24 protein-coding genes are annotated in these 26,576 nt (G+C 57.2%); 11 read left to right on the top strand and 13 right to left on the bottom strand.

All coding sequences use genetic code 11. The annotated features are described in order from the left end of the window. Positions 1-24 precede the first annotated feature (24 nt). Genes WM40_RS07145 through WM40_RS07130 form a run of 4 tightly spaced genes read left to right on the top strand, consistent with a single transcriptional unit; the run spans position 25 to position 3,387 of the window. Positions 25-1,173 (top strand): acyl-CoA dehydrogenase family protein, encoded by a 1,149-nt coding sequence (locus WM40_RS07145; RefSeq protein WP_052738211.1) that lies wholly within the window; start codon positions 25-27, stop codon positions 1,171-1,173. Next, positions 1,161-1,802: a class I SAM-dependent DNA methyltransferase gene (locus WM40_RS07140; protein WP_024904130.1), complete on the top strand. Its 642-nt coding sequence runs from the start codon at positions 1,161-1,163 to the stop codon at positions 1,800-1,802. The genes WM40_RS07145 and WM40_RS07140 overlap by 13 nt, the downstream gene beginning before the upstream one ends. After that, the gene (locus tag WM40_RS07135) at positions 1,802-2,584 is read left to right on the top strand and encodes a glycosyltransferase family 2 protein (protein WP_024904129.1); all 783 of its coding nucleotides are present in this window, start codon (positions 1,802-1,804) and stop codon (positions 2,582-2,584) included. The genes WM40_RS07140 and WM40_RS07135 overlap by 1 nt, the downstream gene beginning before the upstream one ends. Beyond that, positions 2,584-3,387: a PIG-L deacetylase family protein gene (locus tag WM40_RS07130; RefSeq protein WP_024904128.1), complete on the top strand. Its 804-nt coding sequence runs from the start codon at positions 2,584-2,586 to the stop codon at positions 3,385-3,387. Before WM40_RS07135 ends, WM40_RS07130 begins: the two co-directional genes overlap by 1 nt. Positions 3,388-3,392: 5 nt before the next feature. On the opposite strand, the gene WM40_RS07125 is transcribed toward WM40_RS07130, so the two are convergent. From WM40_RS07125 to WM40_RS07115, 3 genes are all read right to left on the bottom strand, one after another. Further along, positions 3,393-4,460, bottom strand: coding sequence for an SDR family oxidoreductase (locus WM40_RS07125; RefSeq protein WP_024904127.1), 1,068 nt, complete (start codon positions 4,458-4,460; stop codon positions 3,393-3,395). A 140-nt stretch (positions 4,461-4,600) separates the two neighbouring features. After that, on the bottom strand, positions 4,601-5,167 hold the full coding sequence (locus tag WM40_RS07120) for a DsbA family protein (RefSeq protein ID WP_201779127.1): 567 nt from the start codon (positions 5,165-5,167) through the stop codon (positions 4,601-4,603). Positions 5,168-5,306: 139 nt separating this feature from the next. After that, a complete protein-coding gene (locus WM40_RS07115; RefSeq protein ID WP_024904125.1) occupies positions 5,307-6,536 on the bottom strand; it encodes a GGDEF domain-containing protein in 1,230 nt (409 codons plus the stop codon). A 631-nt stretch (positions 6,537-7,167) separates the two neighbouring features. Between WM40_RS07115 and WM40_RS07110 the strand changes: the two genes are divergently transcribed. Beyond that, positions 7,168-8,376, top strand: a complete 1,209-nt coding sequence (locus WM40_RS07110; RefSeq protein WP_024904124.1) for a DUF2252 family protein — start codon at positions 7,168-7,170, stop codon at positions 8,374-8,376. A 45-nt stretch (positions 8,377-8,421) separates the two neighbouring features. On the opposite strand, the gene WM40_RS07105 is transcribed toward WM40_RS07110, so the two are convergent. After that, entirely contained in the window at positions 8,422-9,591 is a 1,170-nt protein-coding gene (locus WM40_RS07105) for a GAF domain-containing protein (RefSeq protein WP_046152522.1), read from the bottom strand. On the opposite strand from WM40_RS07105, the gene WM40_RS07100 reads away from it, so the two are divergent. Continuing rightward, positions 9,590-9,769, top strand: coding sequence for a hypothetical protein (locus tag WM40_RS07100; protein WP_024904122.1), 180 nt, complete (start codon positions 9,590-9,592; stop codon positions 9,767-9,769). The genes WM40_RS07105 and WM40_RS07100 overlap by 2 nt on opposite strands. 86 nt (positions 9,770-9,855) lie before the next feature. Here the strand turns inward: WM40_RS07100 and WM40_RS07095 are convergent, their stop codons facing one another. Together WM40_RS07095 and WM40_RS07090 are read right to left on the bottom strand one after the other, a co-directional pair. Then, the gene (locus tag WM40_RS07095; protein ID WP_162199046.1) at positions 9,856-12,351 is read right to left on the bottom strand and encodes a polysaccharide biosynthesis/export family protein; all 2,496 of its coding nucleotides are present in this window, start codon (positions 12,349-12,351) and stop codon (positions 9,856-9,858) included. Positions 12,352-13,005: 654 nt separating this feature from the next. Next, complete coding sequence (locus WM40_RS07090) at positions 13,006-13,431, bottom strand: hypothetical protein (RefSeq protein WP_024904120.1); 426 nt, start codon at positions 13,429-13,431, stop codon at positions 13,006-13,008. A gap of 517 nt (positions 13,432-13,948) precedes the next feature. On the opposite strand from WM40_RS07090, the gene WM40_RS07080 reads away from it, so the two are divergent. Together WM40_RS07080 and WM40_RS07075 are read left to right on the top strand one after the other, a co-directional pair. Beyond that, positions 13,949-14,674: a class II aldolase/adducin family protein gene (locus WM40_RS07080; RefSeq protein ID WP_024904118.1), complete on the top strand. Its 726-nt coding sequence runs from the start codon at positions 13,949-13,951 to the stop codon at positions 14,672-14,674. A 56-nt stretch (positions 14,675-14,730) separates the two neighbouring features. Beyond that, positions 14,731-15,657, top strand: coding sequence for a LysR family transcriptional regulator (locus tag WM40_RS07075; protein WP_024904117.1), 927 nt, complete (start codon positions 14,731-14,733; stop codon positions 15,655-15,657). Positions 15,658-15,779: 122 nt separating this feature from the next. On the opposite strand, the gene WM40_RS07070 is transcribed toward WM40_RS07075, so the two are convergent. The 5 genes from WM40_RS07070 to WM40_RS07045 all read right to left on the bottom strand — a co-directional run bounded on the left by WM40_RS07070 (position 15,780) and on the right by WM40_RS07045 (position 21,692). Beyond that, the gene (locus WM40_RS07070; protein ID WP_046152520.1) at positions 15,780-16,457 is read right to left on the bottom strand and encodes a DUF1028 domain-containing protein; all 678 of its coding nucleotides are present in this window, start codon (positions 16,455-16,457) and stop codon (positions 15,780-15,782) included. A 9-nt stretch (positions 16,458-16,466) separates the two neighbouring features. After that, positions 16,467-16,904, bottom strand: a complete 438-nt coding sequence (locus tag WM40_RS07065) for a RidA family protein (protein ID WP_046152519.1) — start codon at positions 16,902-16,904, stop codon at positions 16,467-16,469. Between the two features lie 111 nt (positions 16,905-17,015). Next, positions 17,016-18,305: a flavin-containing monooxygenase gene (locus WM40_RS07060; RefSeq protein ID WP_036010753.1), complete on the bottom strand. Its 1,290-nt coding sequence runs from the start codon at positions 18,303-18,305 to the stop codon at positions 17,016-17,018. A gap of 257 nt (positions 18,306-18,562) precedes the next feature. Continuing rightward, positions 18,563-20,185: a methyl-accepting chemotaxis protein gene (locus tag WM40_RS07055; protein ID WP_024904114.1), complete on the bottom strand. Its 1,623-nt coding sequence runs from the start codon at positions 20,183-20,185 to the stop codon at positions 18,563-18,565. Between the two features lie 277 nt (positions 20,186-20,462). After that, positions 20,463-21,692: an ROK family protein gene (locus tag WM40_RS07045; protein ID WP_036010792.1), complete on the bottom strand. Its 1,230-nt coding sequence runs from the start codon at positions 21,690-21,692 to the stop codon at positions 20,463-20,465. 139 nt (positions 21,693-21,831) lie between these two features. On the opposite strand from WM40_RS07045, the gene WM40_RS07040 reads away from it, so the two are divergent. From WM40_RS07040 to WM40_RS07030, 3 genes are all read left to right on the top strand, one after another. Next, positions 21,832-22,704 (top strand): sugar phosphate isomerase/epimerase family protein, encoded by an 873-nt coding sequence (locus tag WM40_RS07040; RefSeq protein WP_024904111.1) that lies wholly within the window; start codon positions 21,832-21,834, stop codon positions 22,702-22,704. A gap of 163 nt (positions 22,705-22,867) precedes the next feature. Then, a complete protein-coding gene (locus WM40_RS07035) occupies positions 22,868-24,565 on the top strand; it encodes a sodium:solute symporter family protein (RefSeq protein ID WP_024904110.1) in 1,698 nt (565 codons plus the stop codon). Further along, a complete protein-coding gene (locus tag WM40_RS07030) occupies positions 24,562-24,837 on the top strand; it encodes a hypothetical protein (protein ID WP_024904109.1) in 276 nt (91 codons plus the stop codon). Before WM40_RS07035 ends, WM40_RS07030 begins: the two co-directional genes overlap by 4 nt. Before the next feature lie 169 nt (positions 24,838-25,006). On the opposite strand, the gene WM40_RS07025 is transcribed toward WM40_RS07030, so the two are convergent. After that, positions 25,007-25,861 carry a PA4780 family RIO1-like protein kinase gene (locus WM40_RS07025; RefSeq protein ID WP_024904108.1) on the bottom strand — a complete coding sequence of 285 codons (855 nt, stop codon included), beginning with the start codon at positions 25,859-25,861 and terminating at the stop codon, positions 25,007-25,009. 383 nt (positions 25,862-26,244) lie between these two features. Continuing rightward, the gene (locus tag WM40_RS07020; RefSeq protein WP_024904107.1) at positions 26,245-26,460 is read right to left on the bottom strand and encodes a hypothetical protein; all 216 of its coding nucleotides are present in this window, start codon (positions 26,458-26,460) and stop codon (positions 26,245-26,247) included. Positions 26,461-26,576 lie beyond the last annotated feature (116 nt).

Below are 26,576 nucleotides of genomic sequence, written 5' to 3'. Positions count from 1 at the left end.
CACGAATTTGGGGTACTGATGACAATGCGAAGCTCGTTCGGAGACGCCCGACTTGATACCGGCGCGGCCACCGTTGACGCAGGCACGATCCCGTCCTGGCGTGAAAGCCACACGCGACCTGCGTCCGGTGCAAGAAAAGAATGTGCCGGCAAGCTGGCTGGGACTTTACACGCCTACACTGATAACACCGGCGCAGCCTTGCAGAATCCGCCCACTGCACCAGACGTTGACGTGGCAACCTGGATCCGGGATGGATTGGATCAGATCCCTTTTCCGGGAAAGGGCGAAACGGTGGCGCGCTGGCGCGCACTAGCGGCGACGGGCGCCTATGACTTGTCTGCCGCAAAACTTTATGAAAGCCATACCGATGCATTAGCCATTCTCGCCGAACTCGCGCCCGACAGGGTAGCCCCCTCCGGCATGGGGGCAGTCTGGGCAGCCGAAAACGGTATCGACCGCCTGCATTTCGATGGGCATCGTTTATCGGGCCGCAAACCCTGGTGTTCCGGCGCGCATGCCACGCAATGGGCACTTGTCACGGCGTGGCCCGAGCATGAAAGCGATCACGCGCCGGGTAGACGATTGCTGGTATTGGTCGACATGCGCTTAAACGGCATCAGCCACGATACCAGTGCATGGTCTGCCGTCGGGATGACACACACCCGCACCGCGGTACTGTCGTTCGATCATGTCGAGGCAGTGCCAATCGGCGATCCGGACAGTTATATTTCACGTCCTGGTTTCTGGCACGGAGGCATCGGTATTGCCGCGGTTTGGTATGGCGCGGCGTGTGCCATTGGCGCACGCGTTGCCGCCGCGTCGCCCGGCGATGTCCACAAGTCGATGCACCTCGGGGCCATCGATGGTTACCTTACAGCATCTCGTGCGCTGCTAGTTGAAGCGGCAACGGCAATCGACGCGGCACCACTCGCCTCTTCTTATCTCTGGGCCTTGCGCACACGAACGGTCATCGATGACGCGGCACGTCGCGTCATCGACCATGCGGGGCGTGCACTGGGTGCCGCGCCGTTCTGCCAGGAGCCGGCATTCGCACGGCGCATGGCGGATCTACCGGTGTTTCTGCGCCAAAGCCATGCGGAGAAAGACTTGATCGCCTTGGGCACCCGGCTAACCGAGGCAGATTCACACGGAATATCGCCATGGCAACTTTGATTACCGATATGCAAGAGGCGGAACATCAGTCACCCTTCGATAGTCACTATTTCGCGGCATGCTACGCCGCCAGTGCCGACCCGTGGAAAATTGAGAAAGGGTGGTATGAAGAAAGGAAGCGCGCCGTATTGTTGGCCAGCTTGCCGAAACCGCGATACCACCGGGCGTATGAACCCGGTTGCGGTACCGGTGTGCTGACCCGCTCGCTCGCCGCCCGATGCGACCGATTGCTTGCCAGCGATGGTGCACAAGCGGCCCTGGATATCGCACGCACGCACCCGGAGGCCCCGCCGCACGTTGACTGGCAATCGATGACCCTGGGACAAGAATGGCCAGAGGGACGTTTCGATCTGATCGTGTTAAGCGAGGTGGCCTATTACCTGAGTAATGACGCCCTGACCTCAGTGATCGGCATGCTGAAAGACGCCTTGCTTCCCGAGGCAACAGTGGCCTGTTGCCACTGGTGCCATCCGTTCCAGGGCGCGCCGACAGTGGGCGTCGATCTGCATCGGCATATCGGCAAACTGCTTGGCCTACCCATTTCAGGTGAATATCTCGACACCGATTTCTGTCTGTCCATCTGGACCACAGAGGCCAAGTCGGTCGCACAACACGAGGGAATACGATGATGACCGCAAGACCGGAAAAAGAACCCAGGAAGATCGGCGCCGTGGAAATCACCGTTCCCGCCATGAGGACGGCCACATCGCTTTCAGGGTTGTCGACTGGGCCTGCGGCCTTCGCGGTCATCGTACCGGCACATAACGAAGCACGTCTATTGCCCCGTTGCCTGGACAGCATTCGCGAAGCCGTGCAGCATGGCACGCTCGCGCACGCAACCGTGGAGGTAATCGTCGTGTTGGATTGCTGCAATGACGCGTCCGAGTCGATCGTAGCGTCATATGGCTATCGCGCATTGCGCTCGGCACACCGGAACGTCGGTCTGGCCCGCAGCATGGGCGCCGCGTTCGCGCTGGGGCGCGGCGCGCAATGGCTCTCCTTTACCGATGCGGATTCCGCAGTACCGGTTGATTGGCTTGCCAGTCAGTATCGATTGGCCAATGCGGGGAGTGATGCGGTCTGCGGCACCATCGTCGTCGATGACTGGTCGCAACGCAGCAGTGCATGCATGTCGCGGCACGAAGCGGCCTATCAGCGTATCGACGGGCACCGGCATGTCCATGGCGCAAACCTCGGGCTCTCGGCCGCTGCCTATCTCGCCGTAGGCGGCTTCGCCCCACTTCGCACGGGCGAAGATGCCGCGCTCCTGGCCGCCCTGGAAGGTATCGGCGTGGCTATCGCCCGCCCGGGCAATCCGTCCGTGGTCACGAGCGCGCGTGAAGAAGCGCGCGCGCCGGATGGATTCGCCGCATTCCTCAACGCCATCGAACACACATCGGGTATCACGTGATGGGTATCGAGATCGCGCCCACACTGCTGGAAACCGATCAACACGTTGTCGTCATCTCGCCGCATCTGGATGACGGGGTATTGAGTTGCGGCGCGCTGATTTCGACCTGCCGCAACGCAACGGTCGTCACGTTGTTCACGGGTATGCCGACCGCGCTCGATATCAGTACGGCGTGGGACCGGGAATGCGGATTCGATAGTGCGGAACAAGCAGTCATCGCGCGAAGAGACGAGGATCGCCTCGCCATGACAGCGCTCGGCGCGCGAGTACGTCACCTTGATTGCCTCGACGGCCAATATCTTGGAACTATCGATGTTGGCACTGACGAAGCACAATTGGCATCGGCTTTATCCGTCGCACTGACGGAATTGGCACCAGACGTCTTGGTCGTGCCGATGGGCCTGTTCCATTCCGACCACATCCGTGCCAGGCGGGCATGGATACGTTGCTCCCGATCCGGCGTGGCAGCAACGTCGCGTTGGGTTGCATATGAGGATGTACCCTATCGGAACATCGATGCTTCGCTGCAATCGGCACTGCACGCCTTATATGAGGCCGGCTTCAGCGCCACGCCCGCGCAATGGCACACTATTCCAAAAACCGGCGCTTTGCCATTGCCGGAAAAAATCCCGTCGCATTCTCGAGGAAATGGTCTGCCACGACCACGCGTGCAGGATATTGCGGCATTTCAGTGCAAGCACACCGCTCTGCACGCGTACCAAAGCCAGCTCGCCGCGCTCGGTGCGGCTGCCCTCGCGGACGCATTCGAACCAGAGCGATTTTGGGCGATCGGCACGCGCTAATACTGTCACGGACGCGGAATCAGTCTATCCGCGCACAGCCTTTCGAACAGCGCAATAAACGCATCGTCTGTCGGCTGATACTCCTTGAAACCCAGGCGACGACTCTTTGACATATCCGTGACGACCTCAATGGGTCGCCCGAGATCTGCGTCAGTATGCCACGGTGAAGCGAGACGGCTCAAATCCGGCTCCACGAGATCATAGCGAGCGGCAATCTCGCGCCACTGGTCCGCGTCTCCCGCCATTTGCTGTTCGAGCGGTCTTACGGTACCGTCGAACGGCACGGCATCGACGCCAAACCATGCACCAATCCGACGCCACATCCAACTCCAGCGAAACACATCACCGTTCACGACGTTGAAATCCTGATTGGCAGCGGCAGGTGTCGTGGCCGCCCACAGTAATTGCTTCGCCAACAGGCCTGCATCGGTCATGTCGGTCAAACTATTCCATTGCGTGGCAGATCCTGGAAAAACGAAAGGACGGCCCATTTCCCGACATAGCGTGGCATACACGGCCAGTGTCGTACCCATGTTCATCGCGTTACCCACAGCCTTCCCAATCACCGTATGCGGACGATGCACGCTCCAGGTAAAGCCATCTTTTTTCGCTGCGGCAAATACTTCGTCTTCTTGCGCATAATAAAAGTTCTCGACATCGAGCCGTCCCTGGTCTTCGCGAAACGGCGTTTGCGGCAGCATGCCCTTGCCATACGCCTCAAACGGCCCGAGATAATGCTTCAGCCCCGTGACCAAGGCAACATGACGCGGACGGCTGTTCGCCCGCAGGCTATCCAATAGATTGCGCACCATCGCGGCGTTGACCCGAATGTTCTCCGCCTCGCTGTCCTGCCGAAGCCACGTCGTGATAAATACCGCATCGCATTTCACGCCTGCCAGGGCCTGCTCGGTGGCGGCCGGATCCTGCAAATCGGCCGAGAGCGGCACTACGCCGTCCTGGGCCGTCGCACGACGGGCCAAACCATATACCGACCAACCCTGTGCTACGAGCAATGCTGCCGTAGCGCTACCGACAATACCGCTTGCGCCTACCACCAATGCTGATCTCGTCATTCATTACGCTCCGTTCTCCACACGCCCGCAATACGGGTCGCGCAGAATAAAATTGCTTTTTCGAATACCACCGAAACACGCGGTGATGCCGGACGGATTCAATGGCAACGTCCGGTACTCGACCGTGCTCGATGCAAACATCATGTCGTCAACCGGGTAGCCCAGGCTTCCATGTCTTCTCCGCTACTGAACGCCGGATCAACGAGACCGTCCACCATAAACGTCGGCGACACATGAATGCCATTCTGACGTGCGTATTTGCAGTGCCATTTGACCACTTTATCAAGATCGGGCAGCGCGAATGCCGCCGCCAGCGGTACACCACTTTCCTGCTCCAGTCGCGCGATCAATTGGTGTGGCGTCACGTCCATATTGGCACCGCCCCCATGCTTCTCGAATTCATAGGCATCACGATTCGCGGCAACGGCGGCAAGCACGGCTTTCGCAGCGTCCTTACCGCCCGGTGTCGTCGACGCTGCCAGAACACAACGCACGACAACGCCTGAATAAAGATGCCAAGGTTGCGACTGCAGACGTATCTTTACCGTCAACTGCTTTTCACCAACACGATCGATCAGCGGCCAGATTTTGTTGAAGGCTTTTACAGAGAATGCGCATGTAGGCTCAAGAAAGAGTTCAAACACCGTAGGGCCATTCCCCCAAACCAACGGGTCGGCGTGCCATGTGCTGCTTGCAATCTGGCTCATGCATACGCTCCAGGTCCAAGACCATGATGAAGTCAATTACCTATTATAAGGAAATTGCCGCATCAGCTCAGGCAAGGGCCGGATATCGAAATCAACCAGGGATGCATAGGTGTCTCAGGATGAAACACCGAGAAAACGCTTACGAAAAGCCTCGAGAAATGGACAGTTCGTCATCTGAATGACGTAGTACCTGTAAAGACTGCGCGACCTCCAGTCGATTTCGACCGAGTGACTTTGCACTGTACAACGCGCGATCCGCAGCGGCCAGCAAATCCGAAAGCGTCGGCACGTCCTCTCCAAACTGTGCCAGGCCAATACTCACCGTTGCTGCAAGGCCTAGTGCATGCATCTGAGCGGAAACGGACTCGGCAAAGCGCCGTGCGACAGATTCGCCTACCTCTCTCGCCCGGAACGTTTCATACCCAGGCAACAACATGGCGAATTCTTCGCCACCGATTCGCGCAAGCACGGTACGCGAAGGCGCAACCTCCTGCACCGTCTCGGCAAACGCTCGCAAGACTTCATCGCCCGTCTTATGACCAAACTGGTCATTGATCCCTTTGAAATGGTCGAGATCGAAAACCAGCAAAGCAGTAGGTCGATCGGCTTGTCCCTTGGCCGTATGTTCACGAATGATCCGTTCACCTTCCTCGAAAAACCACCGGCGATTCCCAAGACGGGTCAGGTAGTCTGTCTGCGAATCCTGCAATAACTGGCTATGCGATTCTTCACGCACCAATCGGAGCATTGCCATCGGCAGCACCACGGAATATAGAACACCCTCATACATCGTCACCTTTCCGGCGATCGATAAGAAATGCACACCAAACGGCACAGCAAGCCACGGCAGAATACACGCCCTGAATATATAGAAAAGCGCGTGAATAGCGGTTACCACAACAACGATATATCTTGATGGTGCCAATTTGGTGCCATCGTCTCGAAGGAATTCCCGTGCCGTCAGGCCCGACGCCACCGCAATAGGGAACGCGCTGACGTATGCCCACATTACAGCCTGGCCTTGAACGCCGGCGACAGCCCACGTCAACGCCAGCAGCGCCAGCATCCCCAGGGATACAACACGATATTGGCGTCCATGCATCAATGCAACGCCATGAAGAATTAGCAAATAACCACCAACAATAAGCAGATTGCTTATCGCAGCGCCGGCGACACCCGCTTCCCCTGATAATACGCGACGCAAGACTGCGGCCGCACACCCGATCGCCAACGTCGTATAAGCGCCTGCCAGAACGCGCAACTCCTTACTGCGTTTGGGATGCGTAAGATGCTCCCAATACGTCATTCCAGCACTGGCCAGAAGCGTTCCGATCGCAAGCAAATAAAGAGTGAGGAGATCGACGTGCATCGTTGTCGTAGAACCAAAAGCGCGCTGGCAGCGCGGCGGCAGACGCATTCTACGCTGAAAATTTGCCGCTATGAAAATGTGTTGAGTGCCAAGGTTCACAATCTTATTCCGAGACATGGCAATGCATCCGCACAACGTATTTCGACAGTGGCCATATTCTATTTAATATCTCTCGCACTGAAAAATGCTTTCGCGGCCCCCCTATACCACACAGTATTGTTCGTGATTGTAATATTTAAAAATAAACAGCAAGATTATGTGGTATTTCATCTGTCATATTACTAAAAATCGCGCTCGTCATCGAAAGAAAATACCTGATTGATCAAGCAGGCATTTTATTAAAATACATCATCCTTCACGACTAACCCTCCAAATAAATAAATGAAAAACCATCATCGGCCATCCGCCGCGCGAGCAGACGAAGGCGGCGGATTGCTTTTTGAGACCCGCGTGCGCACGGCGGATAACGCGCATTTACCAGCGATGGCACACTAATTGCACAACCTAACGCACAGACGATTGAAGCAACAATTGCAATTGGTTGATCCACTACACAATGCCGCGCGTGGTGTTGCAGGCGGAGCAGTGCAACGGAAGGTGGGACGATACGAGGATTACAAGGAACCTATCAATGCCGAAACAAACAAAGCCGGGCATACGCAACCACGCAGCCCGGCAGACCATCCTCGCCCAAAAACGCAATGCCAAGATGGCCCGCTCCACCCATGCTTATGTACGCGGCAGTACCAGCAAGTTCTACGACTGGCTGAATGAGGCGGATATCCGGCGCCTGCCTCAAGGTCCGGCCATCTGGATTTGCGGCGACTGCCACACCGGCAATCTCGGACCTGTTGCAGATACACAAGGGCGTATCGAGATCCAGATACGCGACCTGGATCAAACGGTGATAGGCAATCCGGCGCACGATCTGATCCGGCTGGGTCTGTCGCTTGCAACGGCGGCACGTAGCTCCGATCTGCCGGGTATCACGACCGTGAGCATGATCGAAGCGCTATTCGACGGCTATGTCACCGCGTTCGACGCAAAACGCGCGCATGAGGGATTGGAGAAGCGGCCGGAAATGGTGCGCTTGGTCATGCGAGAGGCGGTCAGGCGCTCCTGGAAAAGTCTCGCGCTTGAACGTCTCGACGATATCGCCCCGACAATTCCACTAGGTAAACGATTTTGGCCGGTCAGTAAAACCGAGCACACCGCTATCGCTCGTCTTTTCGAGAAACGCACCGTCTCGCAATTAGCGACCAGCCTGCGGGGCCGGGCCGACAACGGCAGGACGACGGTACTCGATGCGGCATACTGGGTGAAAGGATGCAGTTCCCTCGGCCGTCTTCGTTATGCGGTATTGCTCGACGTGGATGGAGGCGCCATAGAAGGAGACGATCTTTGCCTCATCGACATCAAGGAAGGCGTTAAAGCGGCCGCACCGCGCTACGCGGGCGCGCCGATGCCGACGGACAACGCGCGGCGCGTTGTCGAAGGCGCCCGTCATTTATCGCCTTATCTTGGTGAACGAATGCGAGCCGCTGAGCTGCAGGGGCATTCCGTGATCCTGCGGGAGTTGCTGCCACAGGATTTAAAACTGGAAATCGAGCAAATCAGCGAGGATGAAGCAATGAAGGTCGCCCGCTATCTTGCCTTGGTCGTGGGGCATGCGCATTCAAGGCAAATGGATGCGACAACGCGCCGAACTTGGCTAAGTGAACTAGGCCGCTCAAAAAACAAGTCGATCGCCGCGCCACTGTGGCTCTGGCAAAGTGTCGTCGAACTTGTCGGTAGTCACGAAGCGGGCTACCTTGAACACTGCCGACGCTTCCGTCGATAACGTGGACAATCCGCTCGCTGACGCCCTTCCTGACACGTCATGCCCTCAATCGCCAAAGGTACCACTGGGAACCGCTCGAAGCTGACGCTCTCTCAGCCGCAGATTGATCTTATCGGCAACCGCGGCGGCGATGGTGTGCAGCGCTTCCACTTGCGCAGCTCCCAGCGTCCGAGGCCGACGATCGATGACACAGAGCGCTCCGAGTGGAAAGCCGTCGACGTCCCGGATGGGAAAACCTGCATAAAAACGAATATTGGGATATCCGATGACCAATGGATTTTGCTTGAACCGTTCGTCGAGCGTGGCATCCTGGACCACGAAAATCTCATCCGCTTGAATCGTATGGTTGCAGAAGGACCATGCGCGCGGCGTTTGTGATACATCCAGCCCCCAATGTGACTTGAACCATTGCTGGTCCGACGTCAGGATGCTGAGCAGGCAAATAGGGGTTCGGAGGGTCTGGCTCGCCAGCCTTGTGAGATCGTCGAATGTGGTTTCTGGCGCGGCGCCGGCCAAGCCGCTGCGTTTCACCGCCAGCAATCGGCTTGGCTCGTTGGGCAGCGTTACAAATCCAGGCATCGGCGTGCCAGGTGCAACATCGGCCATGGACGGTGTCTTACCACCCTCCTCTCCCCCGAGTGACCATCCCAGGCACTCGTGCACGGCGGCCAGGAAGGGTGTGGCATCCACGTCGGGGGGTACCAATGTCACCCGATCCACTTTCCCTACCTCGCTTCGCAGGTCCCGCTCGCTCAATGCACTCAGCGCGATAACTTTGACGTGGGAAAGGCGTGACGACGATGTGATACGGCGCAGCATCTCGAATTTCTGCCAGTCGACATCATTCAAGTCGATGATCAACACTTCCGGCGCAACCGTGCCTACCTGGATAAGCAGGTCGAGCAGATCGCCGGTACAAAGGTGAACGGGAAAGGGCGACAGGCGCAGTTGCTCGACGCGGGCTTGCATCACGTCGCTGGCGCGATGCACAAGGATGGCTTGATGCAAACGCGGATCTGATCGCTTCGCGTCCCGCTTACGCATTGCCATCACCGCACTGCGCCGTGCCCGTCTATGCCCGCCTGGTGTTTTCCAGGAGGGGATGCCGCCTTGTTCAAACCATACCTGCGCGGTTTTCAACGATACGCCGAGCAGTTCTGCAGCCTCGCGCGTCGTAACGAACGGATCGTCGCCGGCGGGATCGGGTAGCGTCATGGAAGGCCTCTTCCGTCATGTTGTCGATATTGCGCATTTTATGGGGATAAGTGATAAAAATGGCGATATTGCCGAAGCATGGAAAGACCCTATGTGGCTGACCCACGACAAGCATTCTCTGTATTTTGCGGGCAAATGGCAAAATTACGACTCTAGTGGTAGTCTCGTCGCCCGCTGAAGAAGCGTTGCGTGGCGCTTCCCCCTCGAAGGTAACGATATGACATCGAGAGGTGTTACCTAGATCGGTGACGCCATCCCTATGGGCTAGCGATTCAGTACTCTGATGGCGGCCACGCCCAATCCAAGTTGCGAGATCACTTGCGACCAGTCTTTCAGGCCGGCCATGAACTTCGTCATTGTCGTGCGCGGGTCGATCTTTTCCGGAACGACGACCGTATCTCCCGGCATCAGCTTGACGGATTCAAATGAATTGTGCCAACTCGTTGAGTCACGCGAAAACACACTGCCATCGGCGCGCAGAACAAAGCTCCGACTGGTATCGGCAATGTCCTTCTGCACGCCTGCCACTTTCAGAACCTCGTCAACCGTGCGCCCTTCCCGCCAGATGATCGCGTTCTCGTTATTTACTGCTCCCACTACCGTAACAAACGCAGGTAACGGCGGTATATAAAGCGTATCGCCATTATCGAGGGGGAGGTCTGGCAAATCTTCAATCGTCTGCGCATCCATACGTAACTCCAAAGACACGCGGCCGCTAGGTTTAAGATTTCTGAGCCGCGCAATTTGCACCTGCTGTTGCTTTGCGAATTGCGAGATCAGTGCCTCATTGTTTCCGGATTGGTTTGTATTGGCCATCAAGCTTGCCATACGCGTGCTTGATTGTTGCTCCATTCGATTGAGCGCTTCCAGCAGGTTTGCCTCCTGCTGCTTGCGCGTCTGCTCCCGAGTAAATTCCGCACCATATAAATACGCTGCCGACGTCACCCCCCCCGCACGTACCAACAACGCTTGCATGCTCTCGCCTGGTAACAACTCATACACGCCAGCGGCACGGACTTCGCCATCCACCCTTACCAGCCGGGTATGATCCTCCCGCGGCAGACGCATGTCCTTGCTACCGAAGATCGTCACGATATCGCCGGGCTCCAACGCCAGATCCTGGGTGGGATCCGTCTTATTGACCACGGCCCCCAGATTGAACGGCAGAAGCCGCGTCGTCAACTTGAGCACATCCATCCGCTCGATCACCGCATAGCGCCAGTTCGGCTCATCGATCAACGCCTGGACATGACGCGTCTGGTCCGCGATCGATATCGACCGACGCCTATCGGGCTTGTCTATCTGCACGAGTACATTTTTTCTTTTGAAATAATCCGGTGTGAGCAGCGCGGCCGGCTCCGGGAGCAGATCCGACAAGTGCATCCCCTCCCTATACGGATAGCGCAGTGATGCCGCCACGTTGCCGCGTAGCGTCACGGCATTCTTGAAGGATGGATTGATTTTTTGCAACGAGATCACATCTCCATCCTTGATAATCGTCGCGAGCCCCGCCGCATCCAGCGCATGGCTTTCAACGCTACGCGCCGGCGTCATCAACGTGGCCGAGTCGACACGCTCGATCGTCACTTTATCCGTGCTCGTCAGCGCACTTGTGCCCCCTGCGTACCCGAGCACGTCACGCAAGGTCTCCTTTTTGTCTTTCAACTCATAGATTGCAGGCGAGTCGAGCGCGCCCAGCAAGGCCACGCGTGGACCTGATGGCGGAATCACAATCACGTCGCCGGGCAACAAGCTTCGATCACCGTCCGATTTGCCTTGTGTGATGAATTTGTACAAATCCACAATGCCGACCAAGGCGCCCCGGCGACGCAGCTCCACTCGACGCATCGATCCATTTGGCCCTACCCCACCGCTTTCGAACAGGGCGTTTACGATCGTCGACATGCTCGATACCGTGTATGCCCCAGGGCGGGCTGCCTGCCCGACGACATAGACTTGAATGGATCGCAGCTTGCGCAACGATGCAGACGCATCGAAACCGGAGAAATTACGCCCGATTGCCCGGCGCAATACGGCCTCCAACTGCGAAGCCCGTACGCCGGCCACTGTCACCACACCTACCTTTGGAATCGTGATCTGGCCATTGCGATCGACAGTAAGATTCAAGTCCCCCTCCACTGAACCCCAAACGCGCAACGTCACCTCATCGTCGGGTCCGATGACATAGTCGGCTGGTGCGGGGGCGCTCTGGTTCGCGGAAAAGCGGGACATGCGCGACGTATCGAACAGGCTATGGCCGAACACGGGAAGATAGGTGCCCGTGGTGTCCAGAACAAAACGCTGAAATGCGCTCGATGGCGCGCCTGGCCTTGACGACACCCACGGCTGGCGCGCTTGTGAGGGATGCAAATACTGCTGCTGATCCCAAGGAAGCGTCTCATTCGCGGCGTCGCGTGCGTCAAAGTGCGATGACCATCTCGCCGGTCTATCGCCTTGTTCGTAGCGGTCGATCTGTTGACCTTGTCTGTCCTGGTCGGCAGCGTTACTGCCGAGGCTATTGCCACCAGGCGGCGGCGTGCGTAAAACAGGCATCGTCGGCGTGGCGCTGTCTTCGCTTTTGTTCTGTACCCACTGCGGAATAGGTGGCACGTCCGGCGACGCAGAGGAGGATGTTGAACGTTGTGCCGCCGCATGTTCGGCAACGCCACCCTGGGCCGACACTTGAATCGGAGTGCACAACGCCGAGACTCCCACGGCCACACAAGCCGCCTGTGAAAACAGTATATGGACGCGATGCATCAAATCGCGTCCATATAGCAAGATACCGAAATGGGAAACGAATTTCGTTTGCTGCTCAGCATTGACATTATTTTTCACTGTCTTCCACATTCACCGTCAAATTAACGCTTATCCATGCAAACGGCACTGATTATGAGACACAACGGAAATGTCCGATTCGGCATCAGGATGCATCTCGCGTTTGGATAGATAGAATAATTCCGCAGAATAATACTTTAGGAATACAAAGCGCAGATTGTGACGGCCAGCCTCCAAGACCAATCTCATCATTCTTCAGGAAATTTTATGCTCCCGAGTCGCTGACAAAGACGATATGAGACAAATAGATAGACGTATTTCACATTGCTCAAAAACCATCCCCGTTAATTTGTTCACGCAACGTAAATATTTTTAGTTATGACGCGCAGCATTGAAAATCATTTCATTCAAGAAATGAATATTAAAATATGGAATACTGATCTTACATCGACGATAATAATATCGATTGCCCGGGAATCCGTGGCCCTTTACGTCAGATTGGCCGAACACTCAAAGCCGTTGTGCGCTCTCCGGAAGATCAAGCGAGCTTGTCGAGACAGCAGTGCCGTATTTTGCTTTTTTAAAAAAAAGCCGAACGGTTCTCATGAGAACCGTTCGGCTAGTTCCATTCACAACTTAGCCGCGGTACGTCAGCGCCCATTGGGGCGAATCGGTCCACCGCCGTCCGTGCTTGGCGGCACTCAACGCGCCGGGCGAACCAGGTCGTCGCATTTCGACCAGCGCGGCAATCGCGGCTTCGGCGCGAGCACGGGCTTGATCCGGGTCCGACGTTTCCGCGCCCCCGGCACCTGCCGCAGCGGGCTTGTCCTGTGCTGTCGTTTTAGCCAGTGTCGATAAGCTGGATGCGTACACGACGCTCTCGAAATCAATATTCCAGCTTTTTTCAAGCTCTGTGTTGTACAGCGACAGGCCGACGGTCAGTAAACTCTGAACATCTTCTTCCGCCAGTCGCTCCGCATGCGCCGCAAGCCAGTGCACAAGGTGCGCAAGCGCATCGCTACCGCTCGGCGCCTTGCCCGTACTGGCGGCGGATCTCAACATATCAAGGATTATTGCACTCTGCATGATCGCTCAACCCGCAAAATCTACTGAACATTCAAAATCGGCTACAGCGCCACCCTTGCAACACTGCAGTCAAAATCGTATCGGATGTCGCCCGCACGCGAAAGAAGTGTCTGAAGTGGCAGCGGCTTTTTCACTGCTTTCATCGGTGGTCGTTGCAAATCCGCAATAGGTAAATCTGACTTCAATAGAACGTTTACCCGATTTCGCACCGGATCGACAAAAACTACCGTAACCGCGCCGGAAATGCAATTTGTCATCGCACGATCAGCGGTCGAAAAATCCGACGGCGTGCTCGACCCGACCCAGAACGCGGCCGATTTTGATAGGAAAAAGCTATTCAGTGTATCCAAAAACAATATTTTTCTTCTAATTAAAATTGTTACAGTGCCAGGATGACAGCCGGACAACGGGAGACATACGCCTGGCTGTATCAAGACGCGCGACCCTTCGCCTCCTGCTTCGTATAGCCATTATTTATTTTGAGATTACGACAATGGATGAACATCAGCTTCGCGTGGATCTTGCGGCCGCTTTTCGGTGTTTTGCCAAGCTCGGCATGCACGAGGCCGTGGCCAACCATTTCAGCGCGGCGGTTTCTCCTGACGGTCGGCGATTCCTGATGAATCCGAAGTGGATACACTTTTCGCGTATCCGCGCGAGCGATCTCCTGCTGCTAGACGCCGACGATGGCGAGGATCTTGCTGGTCGCACAGACATCGATCCGACTGCATGGGCCATCCACGGACAAATCCATCGCCGCGCGCCGCACATTCGCGTGGCGATGCATCTGCACCCAGTTTATGCGACAGCGATCGCCTGCCTGGCCGATCCCGAGATCAAGCCCATCGAGCAGAACACGGCGCGTTATTTCCGTCGCGTCTCACTTGACAGTGATTTTGGCGGCATGGCCGACACGGCGCACGAAGGCGCGCGCCTGCTTGCGGCATTGGGTGCGCATTCACGGCTGATGATGGGCAATCATGGCGTGCTGGTGACGGCGCCGACGATCGGCGAAGCATTCGACGATATGTACACGCTGGAACGCGCCTGTCAGATCCTGAGCGTCGCCTACGCGACGGGACAACCGTTAAAGGTTCTGTCCGCCGAGGTTGCGGAGAAGACGGCGCGCGACTGGGAAGGCATCCGCGACTTCTCCTTAGCACACTTCGACGAGATGAAACGCGTTCTCGACAAGGAAGATCGCTCCTATGCGGATTGAAAGGCGATTCACAATGCAGGTGTTAACTCTGAAAACGCCTGCCATGAGACACGTCGATGGATAATCAGCCGCTACGTTATTCCCTGCGGCAACTGCGTTATTTCGTGGTCACGGCCGAAACGCTGTCTTTCACCGCCGCCGCGCGACGGCTGCACATCTCACAACCTTCCATCTCGACAGCACTGGCGGATCTTGAAACCTCGTTTGGCGTTCAATTATTTATCCGCCACCATGCAAGTGGCCTTTCACTTACGCAGGCCGGGCGCGATTTGCTTGGACACGCGCGTAATCTCCTCAAGATCGCGGAGGAGTTGCAGGCCACCGCCACGGAGATGGACGGCGGCATGACCGGCGTTATTGCCTTGGGCTGCCTGTCTTCCATCGCACCTCCCCTGTTGCCCGGACTGATCGCCCACTTCGCCGCCGAGCATGCCGGCATATCGTTTCGCACGATCGAGGGCCACCAGGACGATCTGCTGCGTGGCCTGCAAGATGGCTCGCTCGATCTCGCGCTCACGTATAGTCTCGATCTCACCGAAGACACTGAATTCACGCCACTCCTGTCGCTACCGCCGTACGCCTTACTCCCGAAGAACCACCGGCTTGCACGCGCACGCCAGGTCGCGCTCGCCGATTTGCTGGAAGAGCCCTATGTCATGCTGGATTTGCCACACAGCAGGGAATATTTCGCGGCACTCTTTGATGCGGTGGGCAATCGTCCAGTGCCGGCGTATCGCTCCGCACAGCCAGAGGTCGTCAGAGGAATGGTAGCAAACGGCCTGGGTTACAGCCTCCTCAATTTCCCATTGAAATCTACACGGACCGTCGACGGCGAAGACTTTGTCATCAAGCGTTTCAAGGATACCGTCACGGCAACCACCCTCGGCATTGCCCGATCACGAACGATGCGGACGCGGCGCGTGGTGAACCACTTTATTGCATTCAGCGAGCACTATATCCGCCGCTTGCAGTTGGAGGCCTGAACGAACCCGTCCCTGCCATCGGCGTGACGGACGGAGGGCCAACTCGTAACGATTACAACGCAACGCTGGTACGGAACATGGTGTTGTCTGAACACCCGACCGCGCGCATTATGTCGACACCATCACTCGTTGCCCGGTACGCCATAGCTGGGGGCCGCGGTGGGGTTCAACGCCCGTGTCATGTAATCCTGCATCTGTGGCTTATAGACGGTCCAAAGACTCGCCAACCTGCCGACGGGATCATCGTCGGCCCAATCGACGCGAAGGTCGACCAAGGGCCAACATAACGCTCCCTGAACCGTCAATGCCGCCGAATGTACCGGCCCCGCCTCGCCGCCCTTTTCCATCCCGGCGTGCAGTGCGCGGAGCAGGCGATCGGGCAACAGGCCGTTCGCATTCTCGAACGCCGGGATCATGGCATCGATGACTTCGGTTCGTGCCAGCATATTTCCCCCGGCGATACACTGGACGCCTTCGCGTACTTGATGGATGCCCAGCGTCTCCGCACCACTAAAAGAAGCGGTACGACCTTGCGCATCGATGCACATCACCTGCCGATATTCATGCCATTCAGATGATGCGAGCGCGAAACTAAGCGCGTCCGCCGGCAGCATGCGTGCGTGCTCCAATTGATCGAGAATCCGCGGTCCGAGCGCGGGTAGCGTGACGTTCTGCGTTGCTACCGCACCGACGTTCGAACGGACCCAGGGACATCGTGCTCCCACCGCAATGCTCGATGAGCTGATCGCGATGCCAAGCTGTCCCGTTTCGGCGCATCGGCCGATAATCGAAAAAGTCATTGCTACCCCTTAAAGCCGCGGCGGCGTCCAGCCATCCGGTATTACCGCGACCACATCGATTTCCATCAACCATTCCGGCTGCCCGAGCGCCACCACGACAAGCCCCGTGGAAATTGGGAACACCCCTTTTAACCACGCGCCCACTTCGCGATAAACTGGCTCCCGGTAACGCACATCGGTCAAATACGTCACCGTCTTGACGATATGCATCATGTCGCTGCCTGCTTCCTCAAGCAATTGCTTGACGTTTTTCATCGCCTGCTCGGCTTGCGCGCGCGGATCACCAAGTCCTACGAGGCGACCCTCGAAATCCGTACCGACCTGACCGCGTACATAGACGGTATTGCCGGCGCGTACCGCCTGGCACAAATCGTTGTCGAGGGTCTGGTTCGGATAGGTATCCTTGGTATTGAACATTCGGATACGGGTATGGGTAGGTTGGCTCATCGTATAACCTTGTACATGCGAATGGAATGTTCATCGTCGCGCGCTGGAAACATCAATATTATCGATTTCGCAGACCTCAGGCGAAGACGATGTATCAATCGGAAGCCCGTCCTAGGCCTGACCGGACTTTGTCATACACACAGCGTTGGTATCGTAATACGCGAGGTAGTTGCGCTGGGTCACGATGTGATCGGCGATATGCCTGGCGTCGTGCCATGCTCCCCAGATAAACGCCGATCCCCGCCTGGAAAGCCAGGGCAATCCCACGAAATAAATGCCTGCTTCAGTCGATACGCCGCGCTGATGCCGCGGTTTGCCGTTTTCGTCGAAGGCATTGACTTGGAGCCACTTGAAGTCGGTCGCATAGCCGGTTGCCCAGATAATGGAGGTCACGCCAGCGTTGACGAGGTGCAATGTATCCAACGGATGCGTCATGCAATCTGGATCCGGGAGCATGTCACGTGCCTCCGGTTCCAGGGGCAGATCGAGACCATTGCACTCGGCGTAGGCATCGGCCCGCGCCAGCATGGACAGATAGTTTTCGTCACCACGGCGTATGTTGTCCGCCAGATCGGCCTCAAATCGCACAAGACCGTCCTCGAACGACTTTGTCACACCCGTAAGGATGATGCCTTGGTGCGCGAGGCGTCTGAAATCCACGGTATGGCCGCCCCGGGCACCACTGACGGCGATCGTTACATGTTCGCGGCCAGGCACCCGCATCTCGGAATCCCATTCACCCAGCACGCCGAGCCACCAACAAAAGTCGCGTGTGCGATAGGCACGCGGCGGGCGATCATGCGGTCCCACCGATAAGTAGACCTGTCGTCCGGCCCGCTGTAACTCGTCGGCAATCTGCGCCCCGGAAGATCCCGCGCCCACGACCAAAACAGCGCCGGCGGGCAACTGCGATGGATTACGATAATCCGCCGAATGAATCTGCGTGAACCTGGTATCCGATGGCGCGATCGCAGGGATCACCGGGCGATGAAACGGTCCGGTTGCCACCACGACGCGTTGCGCCATGATGACGCCATCCGACGTCTCTACCGTAAAGCCTGGACGACGAACGTTGCGAACCACCTTCGTCACTTCCACGCCAGTGCGGATGGGCGCATCGAACTTTCTGGCATAAGCGGCAAAGTAGTCCGCTATTTGCTCCTTCGATGCAAAACCGTCCGGGTCGACGCCCGGGATGCGCATATTCGGAAAACGATCATGCCAGGCGGGGCCGTTTGCAACCAGGGAGTCCCAGCGGCCGGTGCGCCATCGCTCAGCAATTCGCGCCCGTTCCAATACCAGATGCGGCACGCCGTGCCGCGTCAAATGCTCGCTGACGGCAACGCCAGCCTGGCCGGCGCCTACCACCAGGGTGTCGATTGACCTGGCCTCTTCTGTCATCGCGAATTCTTCCTTGAGGCGTGGTGAACACTTCAGCAAAATCTACGCCGCTTTCAAGAATCCGAAAAATATATTTAAAAAATGCCTTGCATTGCATTTTCCTATTCAACCATCACGCAATTATCGTATGTCGATGAAAAATACGTGATCTCGACGAGAGGCGTCTATCCGATAAGGACGGCACGCCTTCGGAGCGATAGCGCCAGGGATACTTTCCTGAACGCATCGTCGGGCAGTCTCCGGCTAAGGCCTTCCGGTCATGCAAGCACGGCGCGAGGTGCCGCCCCGCGCGCCCGCGTTGCATCCGCTTGCCGACGACTTTGCGGCTTCGCATCAAGCACGAACACCGAGACCGCATCGCGCATGGCATGACTGCTTTCAGCAAGTGCCTGCGCGGCGGCTGACGTTTGCTCGACGAGCGCGGCGTTTTGCTGCGTCACCGAGTCCATCTGGTTCAGCGCGACATTGACCTGCTCCGCGCCTGCGCTTTGCTCCGTCGATCCCGTTGCGACGTCACGCATGATGATCACGAGCTTGTCCACCGAAGACAACAAGGCATCCATTGTCTGACCGGCTTGGCCGACGCGTTCGGCTCCGTAAGATACCCGATCTGCCGATTCATCGATCAATGCCTTGATCTCCTTCGATGCCGAAGCGCTGCGCTGTGCGAGCGCCCTGACTTCAGAAGCCACCACGGCAAAGCCGCGACCTTGCTCGCCCGCACGCGCCGCTTCCACTGCGGCGTTCAGCGCCAATATATTTGTCTGGAATGCAATGCCTTCGATCACGCCGATGATCTGGACCATCTTTTGCGAGCTGGCGCTGATGCCGTTCATCGTCTCGACCACTTCGGCTACCATTAGGCCATTTTCCCGCGCGGTTTCCGAGACAGCCGAGGCGACGCTGTTTCCATGTTCTGCATTTTCCGCATTCTGCCGCGCCGTCATCGCGATCTGATTCATGCTGGCGGCGGTCTCTTCGAGCGAGGCGGCTTGTTCTTCGGTACGTTGCGCCAAATCGGTCGAGCCTTGTGCGATCTCGCTTGATGCGGCGTTGATTGTCTCGCCCGACCGTTGAATATCCCTGACGATGTCGTTTAACCGCGATCGCATGCGTTCAAGCGAGGCCATTAAACTGCCCTCGTCCGTCGCGACAACGTCGACCTTGTGTGACAAATCCCCTTCGGCGATCGATCGTGCCAAACGCACCGCAGCAGCTGGCTCTCCGCCCAATTGCCCTAATAGACTACGCGACGTGAGCAACGACGCAGCGATACCAAGCAGCACCGCGATCGATCCCGCAACGGCGATGGCGACCGTCAAATTCGATGCGGCTCGATTCGCGTCGGCCGAGACCTCGCCATTTTGCTTGCTTTCGATATCCACCAAGCTGGCGAGATTCGCTACCCATGCGCGTTGCTGCTGACGAAGGTCGTGACCGATGATCAACACCGCACCGTTGGTGTCTCCGCCATTCACCAATGAAATGATCTTTTCAAATATGGGCAACGTGTCCGCCTCGTTTTTACGCAGAGCGTTGACGACCGCCAGTTCGTCCGGGGCGGCGCCGTACTGTTGGAACATCTGGTTCAGCTTTGCATACGTCTCTCTATACTTCGCGATCTGGCTGTTGATGCGCTCTATCTCGATTTGCTTCTCGTTCTCTGATTCGAACAGCACGACATTGCGAATGGCGATCACCATGTCGATAACCGCGGCGCGAAGATCCACTGCGGCTTCCTTTTCCTTGTTATTGACCTCGGTGATCTCCAATACTTTTTTCTGCAGCGAATGAATACCGACGAGACTCGTCACGGCAATCGCGGTCAACAGAACAAGGACAAGCCCAAAGCCTAGTGCGAATTTATAAGCGATCTTCATCTTGGCGCTCGTGTAAAACGACGATGTCGGAGTGCGCCATGGCGAAATGACCAGGCGCGCTTCCTAACCTAACGGCGCGATACGAACCTGACTTTACCGAAATAAAAGAGTAATTATGCAAAACAGTCGTTTTAATGAACCAAATGTTTGCAATGAGGAAGAAATCGATCTCAAAAATGATACAGAACATACCACCTTGCAGCACGCCAACGGGCACCGCCAATACGGGCAACGGTCAGATCGCGGTCCTCACACGGATTGCAAAAGGTCATACCGCTTACGGACGCACGGCGCCATGCTGCCCACTCTCTCCAATTCGTCGATCCACGACCGACGGATCAAACAGGGTGTCCACCATCATTTGCGCAACACCATGCAACGCCGCCGTGTCGCCAAGCGAACTCGTGACAATCTGCAATTGACGAGTAGCCAAAGGCGGCGCCCGGCGATAAACCGCTTGCCGCAGGGACGCAAGGAAATGCTCCTGGACGATTTCACCACCCACGACGATCACGTCCGGATTCAACAAGCTGACCGCCAGCGTCAACGCATCGCCGAGTCGTTCGCCGGCGACGGCCAGTTTCTCCAATACAACCGGATCTCCCCGATCAGCCAGGGTCCTGACATCGCGCACGTCGCGCAGCGTTGACATGCCCCCCTGCTGAAGATCTCGCAGTATCGCCCAACCGGATGTATAAGCCTCCAGACACCCCACATTGCCGCATCGACATCGGCGCGGCAGCGCCGTTCCGCCTGTCGGCGGCATGAACCAGTGTCCGAGGTCTCCGGCCGCGCCCAAGGCACCCCGTTGCAATGCACCGGACATGATCAGCCCCGATCCCACGCCGGAACCCACCGTCAGGTACAGCAGATGATCGACTTTCGGGAAATGCAAACGATGCTCGCCAAGCGCCATTAAATTGGCATCGTTATCCACCGTCACCACTGCGTCATAGCGCGCGGCGAAATAGTCAGGGATGCGATAATTGTCCCATCCCGGCATGATCGGCGGCCGGACGATACGCCCCTCACGAAATGCCACGGGTCCCGGCACCCCGACCCCAATCCCACGGACATCCGCCATACCGTAGCCCAAAAGGGCCAATATCCGATCGAAGCTCGCACAAAGGATGGCAAGTACCTTCTCTGGTCCATCCGAGATGTCGATCACTTCGTGATAACTGTGCAAAATAGTCCCGGATGCATCGGCCAAGCCGACGTGCATACCGTTGGCGCTGGTTGCCGCGAGCAACAGCACACCCAATTTCGCATTCAGACAAAATGTACCGGGGCGACGGCCGCCGCTGGACTCGACCGGGGCCGCGGTGGCCAGATAACCAGCGGCCAGCAGCACATCCAGACGTTGTGCGATGGTCGAACGTGACAATCCCGTAAGCGCGATAAGTGCCTGGCGCGTCACGGCGCGCCCGGAGCGCACCAATGCCAAAACGGCCCCTGGTCCGTCTGGGGACGCCAACGCATGACCCTCACTGCTCCGTTGCTCCAATGTCACCTCCTACGCGACTCCGACTTTTGCGTAATAATAAAGCAAAAGTTGTCGCAAAAAGCACAAAATACGGTGTGCGCGCATTGGTGGAGGGTGCCGATCCGGCCCGATTCAACAACATGGAGGAGCAATGACAAAAATGAATACCTTGGGAGTGCATGCATTGGTGTGGGCCGGTGATTTGACCGCCCCATCAGTCGAGAAAATTGTCAAGGGAAGCAAGGCGGCAGGCTACGGTCTCGTCGAATTTTCCTTACACGACACGTCGGTTCTTGACGTTGCGGCAACGCGAGCCTTGATGGAACGTGAATGCATCGAAGTAGCATGCTCGCGCGGCCTCGCGTTCGATGCCGATGTGTCCAGCGATGATCACGAAGTTGTCGCGCGCGGGGTGGCGTTGCTCGAGAGTAGTCTCGACATCGCCCACAGCTTGGGTTCGAAATATTTTTGCGGCGGTTTGTACAGCGCATTCGGCAAATACACTCGACCTGTCAGCGCGCAAGGTCGGCGCAACGTCGTGTCATCGCTGAAGCGCGTGGCGGACAAGGCGGCGGGCCTCGGCATCACGCTTGGATTGGAGGTGGTGAATCGCTACGAAAGCAACGTGGTCAATACGACGGAGCAAGCACTTGAAGTGATTGCGCAGGTCGGCGCCGACAATCTCAAGGTACATCTCGATATCTATCACATGAATATCGAAGAGGCCGATTTTTTCTCGCCGGTCATCGCCTGCGGTGACAAGCTTGGGTATGTCCATATCGGCGAAAATCATCGTGGCTTTCTCGGCTCGGGGCATCTTGATTTCGCGACGTTCTTTCATGCCCTGGCGACAATCGGCTATCGCGGCCCGATCACCTTCGAAAGCTTCTCGTCGGCCGTAGTATCGAAGGGCCTATCGGTCGACCTCGCGATCTGGCGCAACTTATGGGATGACAGCGCGACACTCGCCACGCACGCGCGCGATTTCATGGCATTGCATGCAAGCGCCGCCGGCCTCGGCAAGGCGGCCTGATCACACCATCACACGATCTGGTTCGGTCCAAAACGACCCCTGATCCGCGTGGCATAGTGAAATATCGTTACCGGCCGTACATGATCATACGTGCCGAGGTAACGGCGTGGCTGAACCATCGATCCACAACCGGCCGCGATCGCTTATAACAGGAGGGGCATTCATGTCCTCAAGTCATATCGGCATTTTGCATCTCAATTTTCTCGACTACACGATTCTCGCCATCTATTTTGTGGTGATCGTCGTCATTGGCCTGCTGGCAAATCGCGCCACCAAGACGTCGAGCGACTTCTTTTTATCCGCGCGGTCGATGCCCGCATGGATTACAGGTATCGCTTTCATTTCGGCAAACATGGGCGCGCTCGAAATTCTTGGAAACGCCGCCAACGGTGCGCAGTATGGGGCAGCAGCCGTTCATTTCTTCTGGCTCGGCGCCATCCCGGCGATGGTGTTCCTGGGCGTGGTGATGATGCCTTTCTACTATTCGTCACGTGTGCATAGCGTGCCGGAATATCTGCGACGACGCTTCAATGCGTCCACCCACCTGCTGAATGCCCTGATATTCGCTGTGGGCCAGATATTGATTGCCGGCATCAACTTGTACGCGCTTGCGTTGATTATCGAGCGTCTACTTGGATGGCCTCTGATCGTATCGGTTGCGCTGGGTGCCGCGTTCGTTTTGTTGTATATCCTGCTCGGCGGTTTGTCCGCCGCAATGTACGGCGAGGTCCTGCAGTTCTTTGTGATCCTGGCAGGCCTCGCCCCAATCGTTGCATTGGGCCTGCACCATGTCGGCGGCTGGCACGCCGTGGCGGCGGCAATGCCGAGCCCCGAGCATACGATGACCTGGGAGGGCACGCAGGTCGGACATTGGCGCAACCCCCTGGGTGACTGGATAGGTCTGGCGATGGGCGAAGGCTTTCTGCTCGCCTTTGGCTATTGGACGACAAACTTCGCCGAGGTGCAGCGTGCCCTTTCCGCGAGTAGCTTAAACGCGGCAAGACGCACGCCGATCATTGGCGCATTTCCAAAGCTCATCTTGCCTCTATTCACGGTGGTCCCTGGAATGGTCGCGTTGGCGATGATTCCAGGATTGGGTACGCCGAGCGGGCCGTCTTTCAATCAGGCCATTCCAGAACTGATGCAACGCTTGTTACCCAACGGCGTCCTTGGTCTGGCGGTCACGGCGCTGCTGGCCGGCTTCATGGCCGGCATGGCCGCCAATATCAGCGGCTTCAATACGGTATTCACCTACGATCTCTGGAAACCTTACATTGCCAAGGCGCGAAGCGATCACTACTACTTGCAGGTCGGGCGTGTGGCAACCGCAGGCGGCATTATCGTCACGATGGGCACCGCCTTTATCGCGGCGAGCTACAACAACATCCAGAATTACATGCAGATGCTGTTTTCATTTTTCAATACGCCACTTTTCACGGCGTTTATCATCGGTTTGTTTTGGCGAAGAACGTCTGGGATGGGGGCGTTCTGGGGTATGTTGGCCGGCACTGCCGGTGCCGCGCTGGCCCACATCGCGGCACCGCATATTGCCTACTTCCATCAAGGCGGCGTTATTGATGCGGCGCATTTCAGCGAGCAGATGGCCAACTTCTATGGCGCCATCGCGGCATTCATCTGCACGTCGGTTGTCACCGTGGCGGTGAGTCTGTTCACACGGCCGCGCCCGCTCTCGGAGTTAAAGGGCCTGGTATGGGGGCTCCCCGATCCGAATTCGCCTGACGCAGCCGAGGCGATGCACATGACCACGTGGTATCGCTCCCCGCCGGTACTCGGCGCAATTGTCTTGGCGATGGCACTCGCGGCCTCACTGATACTGATCTACTGGAGAGCTACATTATGAACAAGCCAATACGCAATCCGGTTCACGTGGCACAACCCCGCGCCGACGATGCTGACGGCGGCAGCGGCTCCCGTGGCCTGTTCGATCTACGAATACTCGTCGCGGGATTATTGTTCGTGTACGGTGCGCTGCTGTTAGGCGCTGGCCTGTTCGATACCGCGTCGACGCTCGCCAAGGCGGACGGCGTACGCATCAATCTTTGGGAGGGCGTCGCACTGCTTGCCGTGTCCGCGTGTTTTGCCACATGGCGGTTGCTGGACCGCCGGAAGTAGCCTCCCGGCGGCACGTCGCACGGATGGATCTCCAACATACTGAAACATGATCGTGTGGCGTGCGTCTTCTAGGTCGCAAGCTTGAACGGCACCGCTAGGTGAGCCAACTGGCAAAGCACTTGATGCCATGACGCGCGTCGTCGGACAACCGGCTTGCGCTGCCCCTCAGTCAACCGGCGCGCAGCGCATCCTCGTGTCGAATCCGGGCTTCCTCTTCCAATCGGGTTTCTTCCAGCTCTTCCATCAAGCCTTCCAGATCCACTGGCGTCGTATCCGCCTCGACCTTGCCGGTCAACGGTACGTCCGGCGTCAACTGGCCGGCCTCGAACAATGCCCAGATTTCCTTACCGTATTCGGTGGCAAGCAGTGACGGCGCAAACCGGCCGAAATAGTCGGCGAGGTTCGCAACATCACGCTCCAGCATGGGCCCCGCCTCATTATTGCCCGCCGCATTGACCGCCTGGGGCAAGTCGATGATGACCGGACCGTCTGCCGCCAGCAGAATATTGTATTCAGACAGATCGCCATGAACGATGCCCGCACACAGCATGCGAATTACCTGCCTGAGCAACATCATGTGCAAGTCGATCGCACGCGCTTCCGTCATATCGACATCGTTAAGACGGGGCGCGACATTACCATCGGCGTCGACAACCAACTCCATCAACAATACGCCATCGCTGCAGATATAGGGTTGTGGGACACGTACCCCTGCGTTGGCGAGTTGAAACAGCGCGTCGACTTCGGCACTTTGCCAAGCCTCTTCCTGCATTTGGCGACCATACCGGGACCCTTTTTCCATCGCACGGGCCTGGCGGCTATTTTGTACTTTCCGGCCGTCGCGGTAGGACGAAGCCTGCCGGAAACTACGCTGCTTGGCGTCTTTATACACTTTTGCGCACCGGATCGAATCGCCGCTACGTACCACGTATACGATCGCTTCCTTGCCGCTCATCAATTGGCTGAGCACTTCGTCTATCAGGCCTTCCTCGACCAGCGGAACGAGACGTTTTGGGGGTTTCATGCGCTGACCACCTTCACCGAAGGCAGCGCGACGGCGCGCGTGTACTGTCCGCCGATATTGGCGCAGTGGGAAAAACAGAAATAATATGGGGTCATCCCCGAATTCTACGCGATTCGTCAGATCCTGTTACCAAACGCGGGATGGAAGGACACGTTTTACACGATTCGTGTGGCAATATTCGACGTGTTTCCGCGCGGTCCCCGATCTTGCCGACGAACGAACGCACGCGGCTTCTTCCTCACGGCATTTCAACCATACCGTTGGATTGCAGCGCCAAACGTTGCAAGGCAGCGATTGGGCGCCGGGCATACCATGCAAAAAGCGATACGAGTGCGTATGCGCCATGGGTCATAGGCCAGGCAAATGCCAATCGCTGATGCGCGTCACACGCTTTTATTTACCAGCAGCCCACGGCGATCCAGCGACAGATCCACCCGATCAAGCGACGCATACGCCTTCGCCGCTGTTGATCTCGATACGGCGAAAAACCCCGCCGTCGCTGGCGACGACCGCTTCGCCAGCGACGGCGGGAAGTTCAGCAACCAGTCTACTAACGAGGATTTGCCATCATTGTCACCAGTTGACTCGACAGTATTCATTTGCGCCACCGTTTAGGAGGAGAACCTCGCGCGCAACTCAGCGTCTTTTCAATCCCGCATGCGCACGTTCGGGTCCGGCTTGTCGCCTGGGAAAGCAGGCCTTTACTGGACAAAAT

Origin of the sequence: Robbsia andropogonis, assembly GCF_000970345.1 — a bacterium.
In the GTDB taxonomy this organism is placed as follows: domain Bacteria; phylum Pseudomonadota; class Gammaproteobacteria; order Burkholderiales; family Burkholderiaceae; genus Robbsia; species Robbsia andropogonis.
Note: the sequence above shows the minus strand (reverse complement) of the source record. Positions and strands in the feature narration are given on the sequence as shown.

Bases quoted from the DNA above. Each gene is read 5' to 3' on its own strand.
- WM40_RS07145 (WP_052738211.1), top strand. From the start codon at position 25: ATGCGAAGCTCGTTCGGAGACGCCCGACTTGATACCGGCGCGGCCACC.
- WM40_RS07140 (WP_024904130.1), top strand. From the start codon at position 1,161: ATGGCAACTTTGATTACCGATATGCAAGAGGCGGAACATCAGTCACCC.
- WM40_RS07135 (WP_024904129.1), top strand. From the start codon at position 1,802: ATGACCGCAAGACCGGAAAAAGAACCCAGGAAGATCGGCGCCGTGGAA.
- WM40_RS07130 (WP_024904128.1), top strand. From the start codon at position 2,584: ATGGGTATCGAGATCGCGCCCACACTGCTGGAAACCGATCAACACGTT.
- WM40_RS07125 (WP_024904127.1), bottom strand. From the start codon at position 4,460: ATGACGAGATCAGCATTGGTGGTAGGCGCAAGCGGTATTGTCGGTAGC.
- WM40_RS07120 (WP_201779127.1), bottom strand. From the start codon at position 5,167: ATGAGCCAGATTGCAAGCAGCACATGGCACGCCGACCCGTTGGTTTGG.
- WM40_RS07115 (WP_024904125.1), bottom strand. From the start codon at position 6,536: ATGCACGTCGATCTCCTCACTCTTTATTTGCTTGCGATCGGAACGCTT.
- WM40_RS07110 (WP_024904124.1), top strand. From the start codon at position 7,168: ATGCCGAAACAAACAAAGCCGGGCATACGCAACCACGCAGCCCGGCAG.
- WM40_RS07100 (WP_024904122.1), top strand. From the start codon at position 9,590: ATGGAAGGCCTCTTCCGTCATGTTGTCGATATTGCGCATTTTATGGGG.
- WM40_RS07105 (WP_046152522.1), bottom strand. From the start codon at position 9,591: ATGACGCTACCCGATCCCGCCGGCGACGATCCGTTCGTTACGACGCGC.
- WM40_RS07095 (WP_162199046.1), bottom strand. From the start codon at position 12,351: ATGCATCGCGTCCATATACTGTTTTCACAGGCGGCTTGTGTGGCCGTG.
- WM40_RS07090 (WP_024904120.1), bottom strand. From the start codon at position 13,431: ATGTTGAGATCCGCCGCCAGTACGGGCAAGGCGCCGAGCGGTAGCGAT.
- WM40_RS07080 (WP_024904118.1), top strand. From the start codon at position 13,949: ATGGATGAACATCAGCTTCGCGTGGATCTTGCGGCCGCTTTTCGGTGT.
- WM40_RS07075 (WP_024904117.1), top strand. From the start codon at position 14,731: ATGGATAATCAGCCGCTACGTTATTCCCTGCGGCAACTGCGTTATTTC.
- WM40_RS07070 (WP_046152520.1), bottom strand. From the start codon at position 16,457: ATGACTTTTTCGATTATCGGCCGATGCGCCGAAACGGGACAGCTTGGC.
- WM40_RS07065 (WP_046152519.1), bottom strand. From the start codon at position 16,904: ATGAGCCAACCTACCCATACCCGTATCCGAATGTTCAATACCAAGGAT.
- WM40_RS07060 (WP_036010753.1), bottom strand. From the start codon at position 18,305: ATGACAGAAGAGGCCAGGTCAATCGACACCCTGGTGGTAGGCGCCGGC.
- WM40_RS07055 (WP_024904114.1), bottom strand. From the start codon at position 20,185: ATGAAGATCGCTTATAAATTCGCACTAGGCTTTGGGCTTGTCCTTGTT.
- WM40_RS07040 (WP_024904111.1), top strand. From the start codon at position 21,832: ATGAATACCTTGGGAGTGCATGCATTGGTGTGGGCCGGTGATTTGACC.
- WM40_RS07035 (WP_024904110.1), top strand. From the start codon at position 22,868: ATGTCCTCAAGTCATATCGGCATTTTGCATCTCAATTTTCTCGACTAC.
- WM40_RS07030 (WP_024904109.1), top strand. From the start codon at position 24,562: ATGAACAAGCCAATACGCAATCCGGTTCACGTGGCACAACCCCGCGCC.
- WM40_RS07025 (WP_024904108.1), bottom strand. From the start codon at position 25,861: ATGAAACCCCCAAAACGTCTCGTTCCGCTGGTCGAGGAAGGCCTGATA.
- WM40_RS07020 (WP_024904107.1), bottom strand. From the start codon at position 26,460: ATGAATACTGTCGAGTCAACTGGTGACAATGATGGCAAATCCTCGTTA.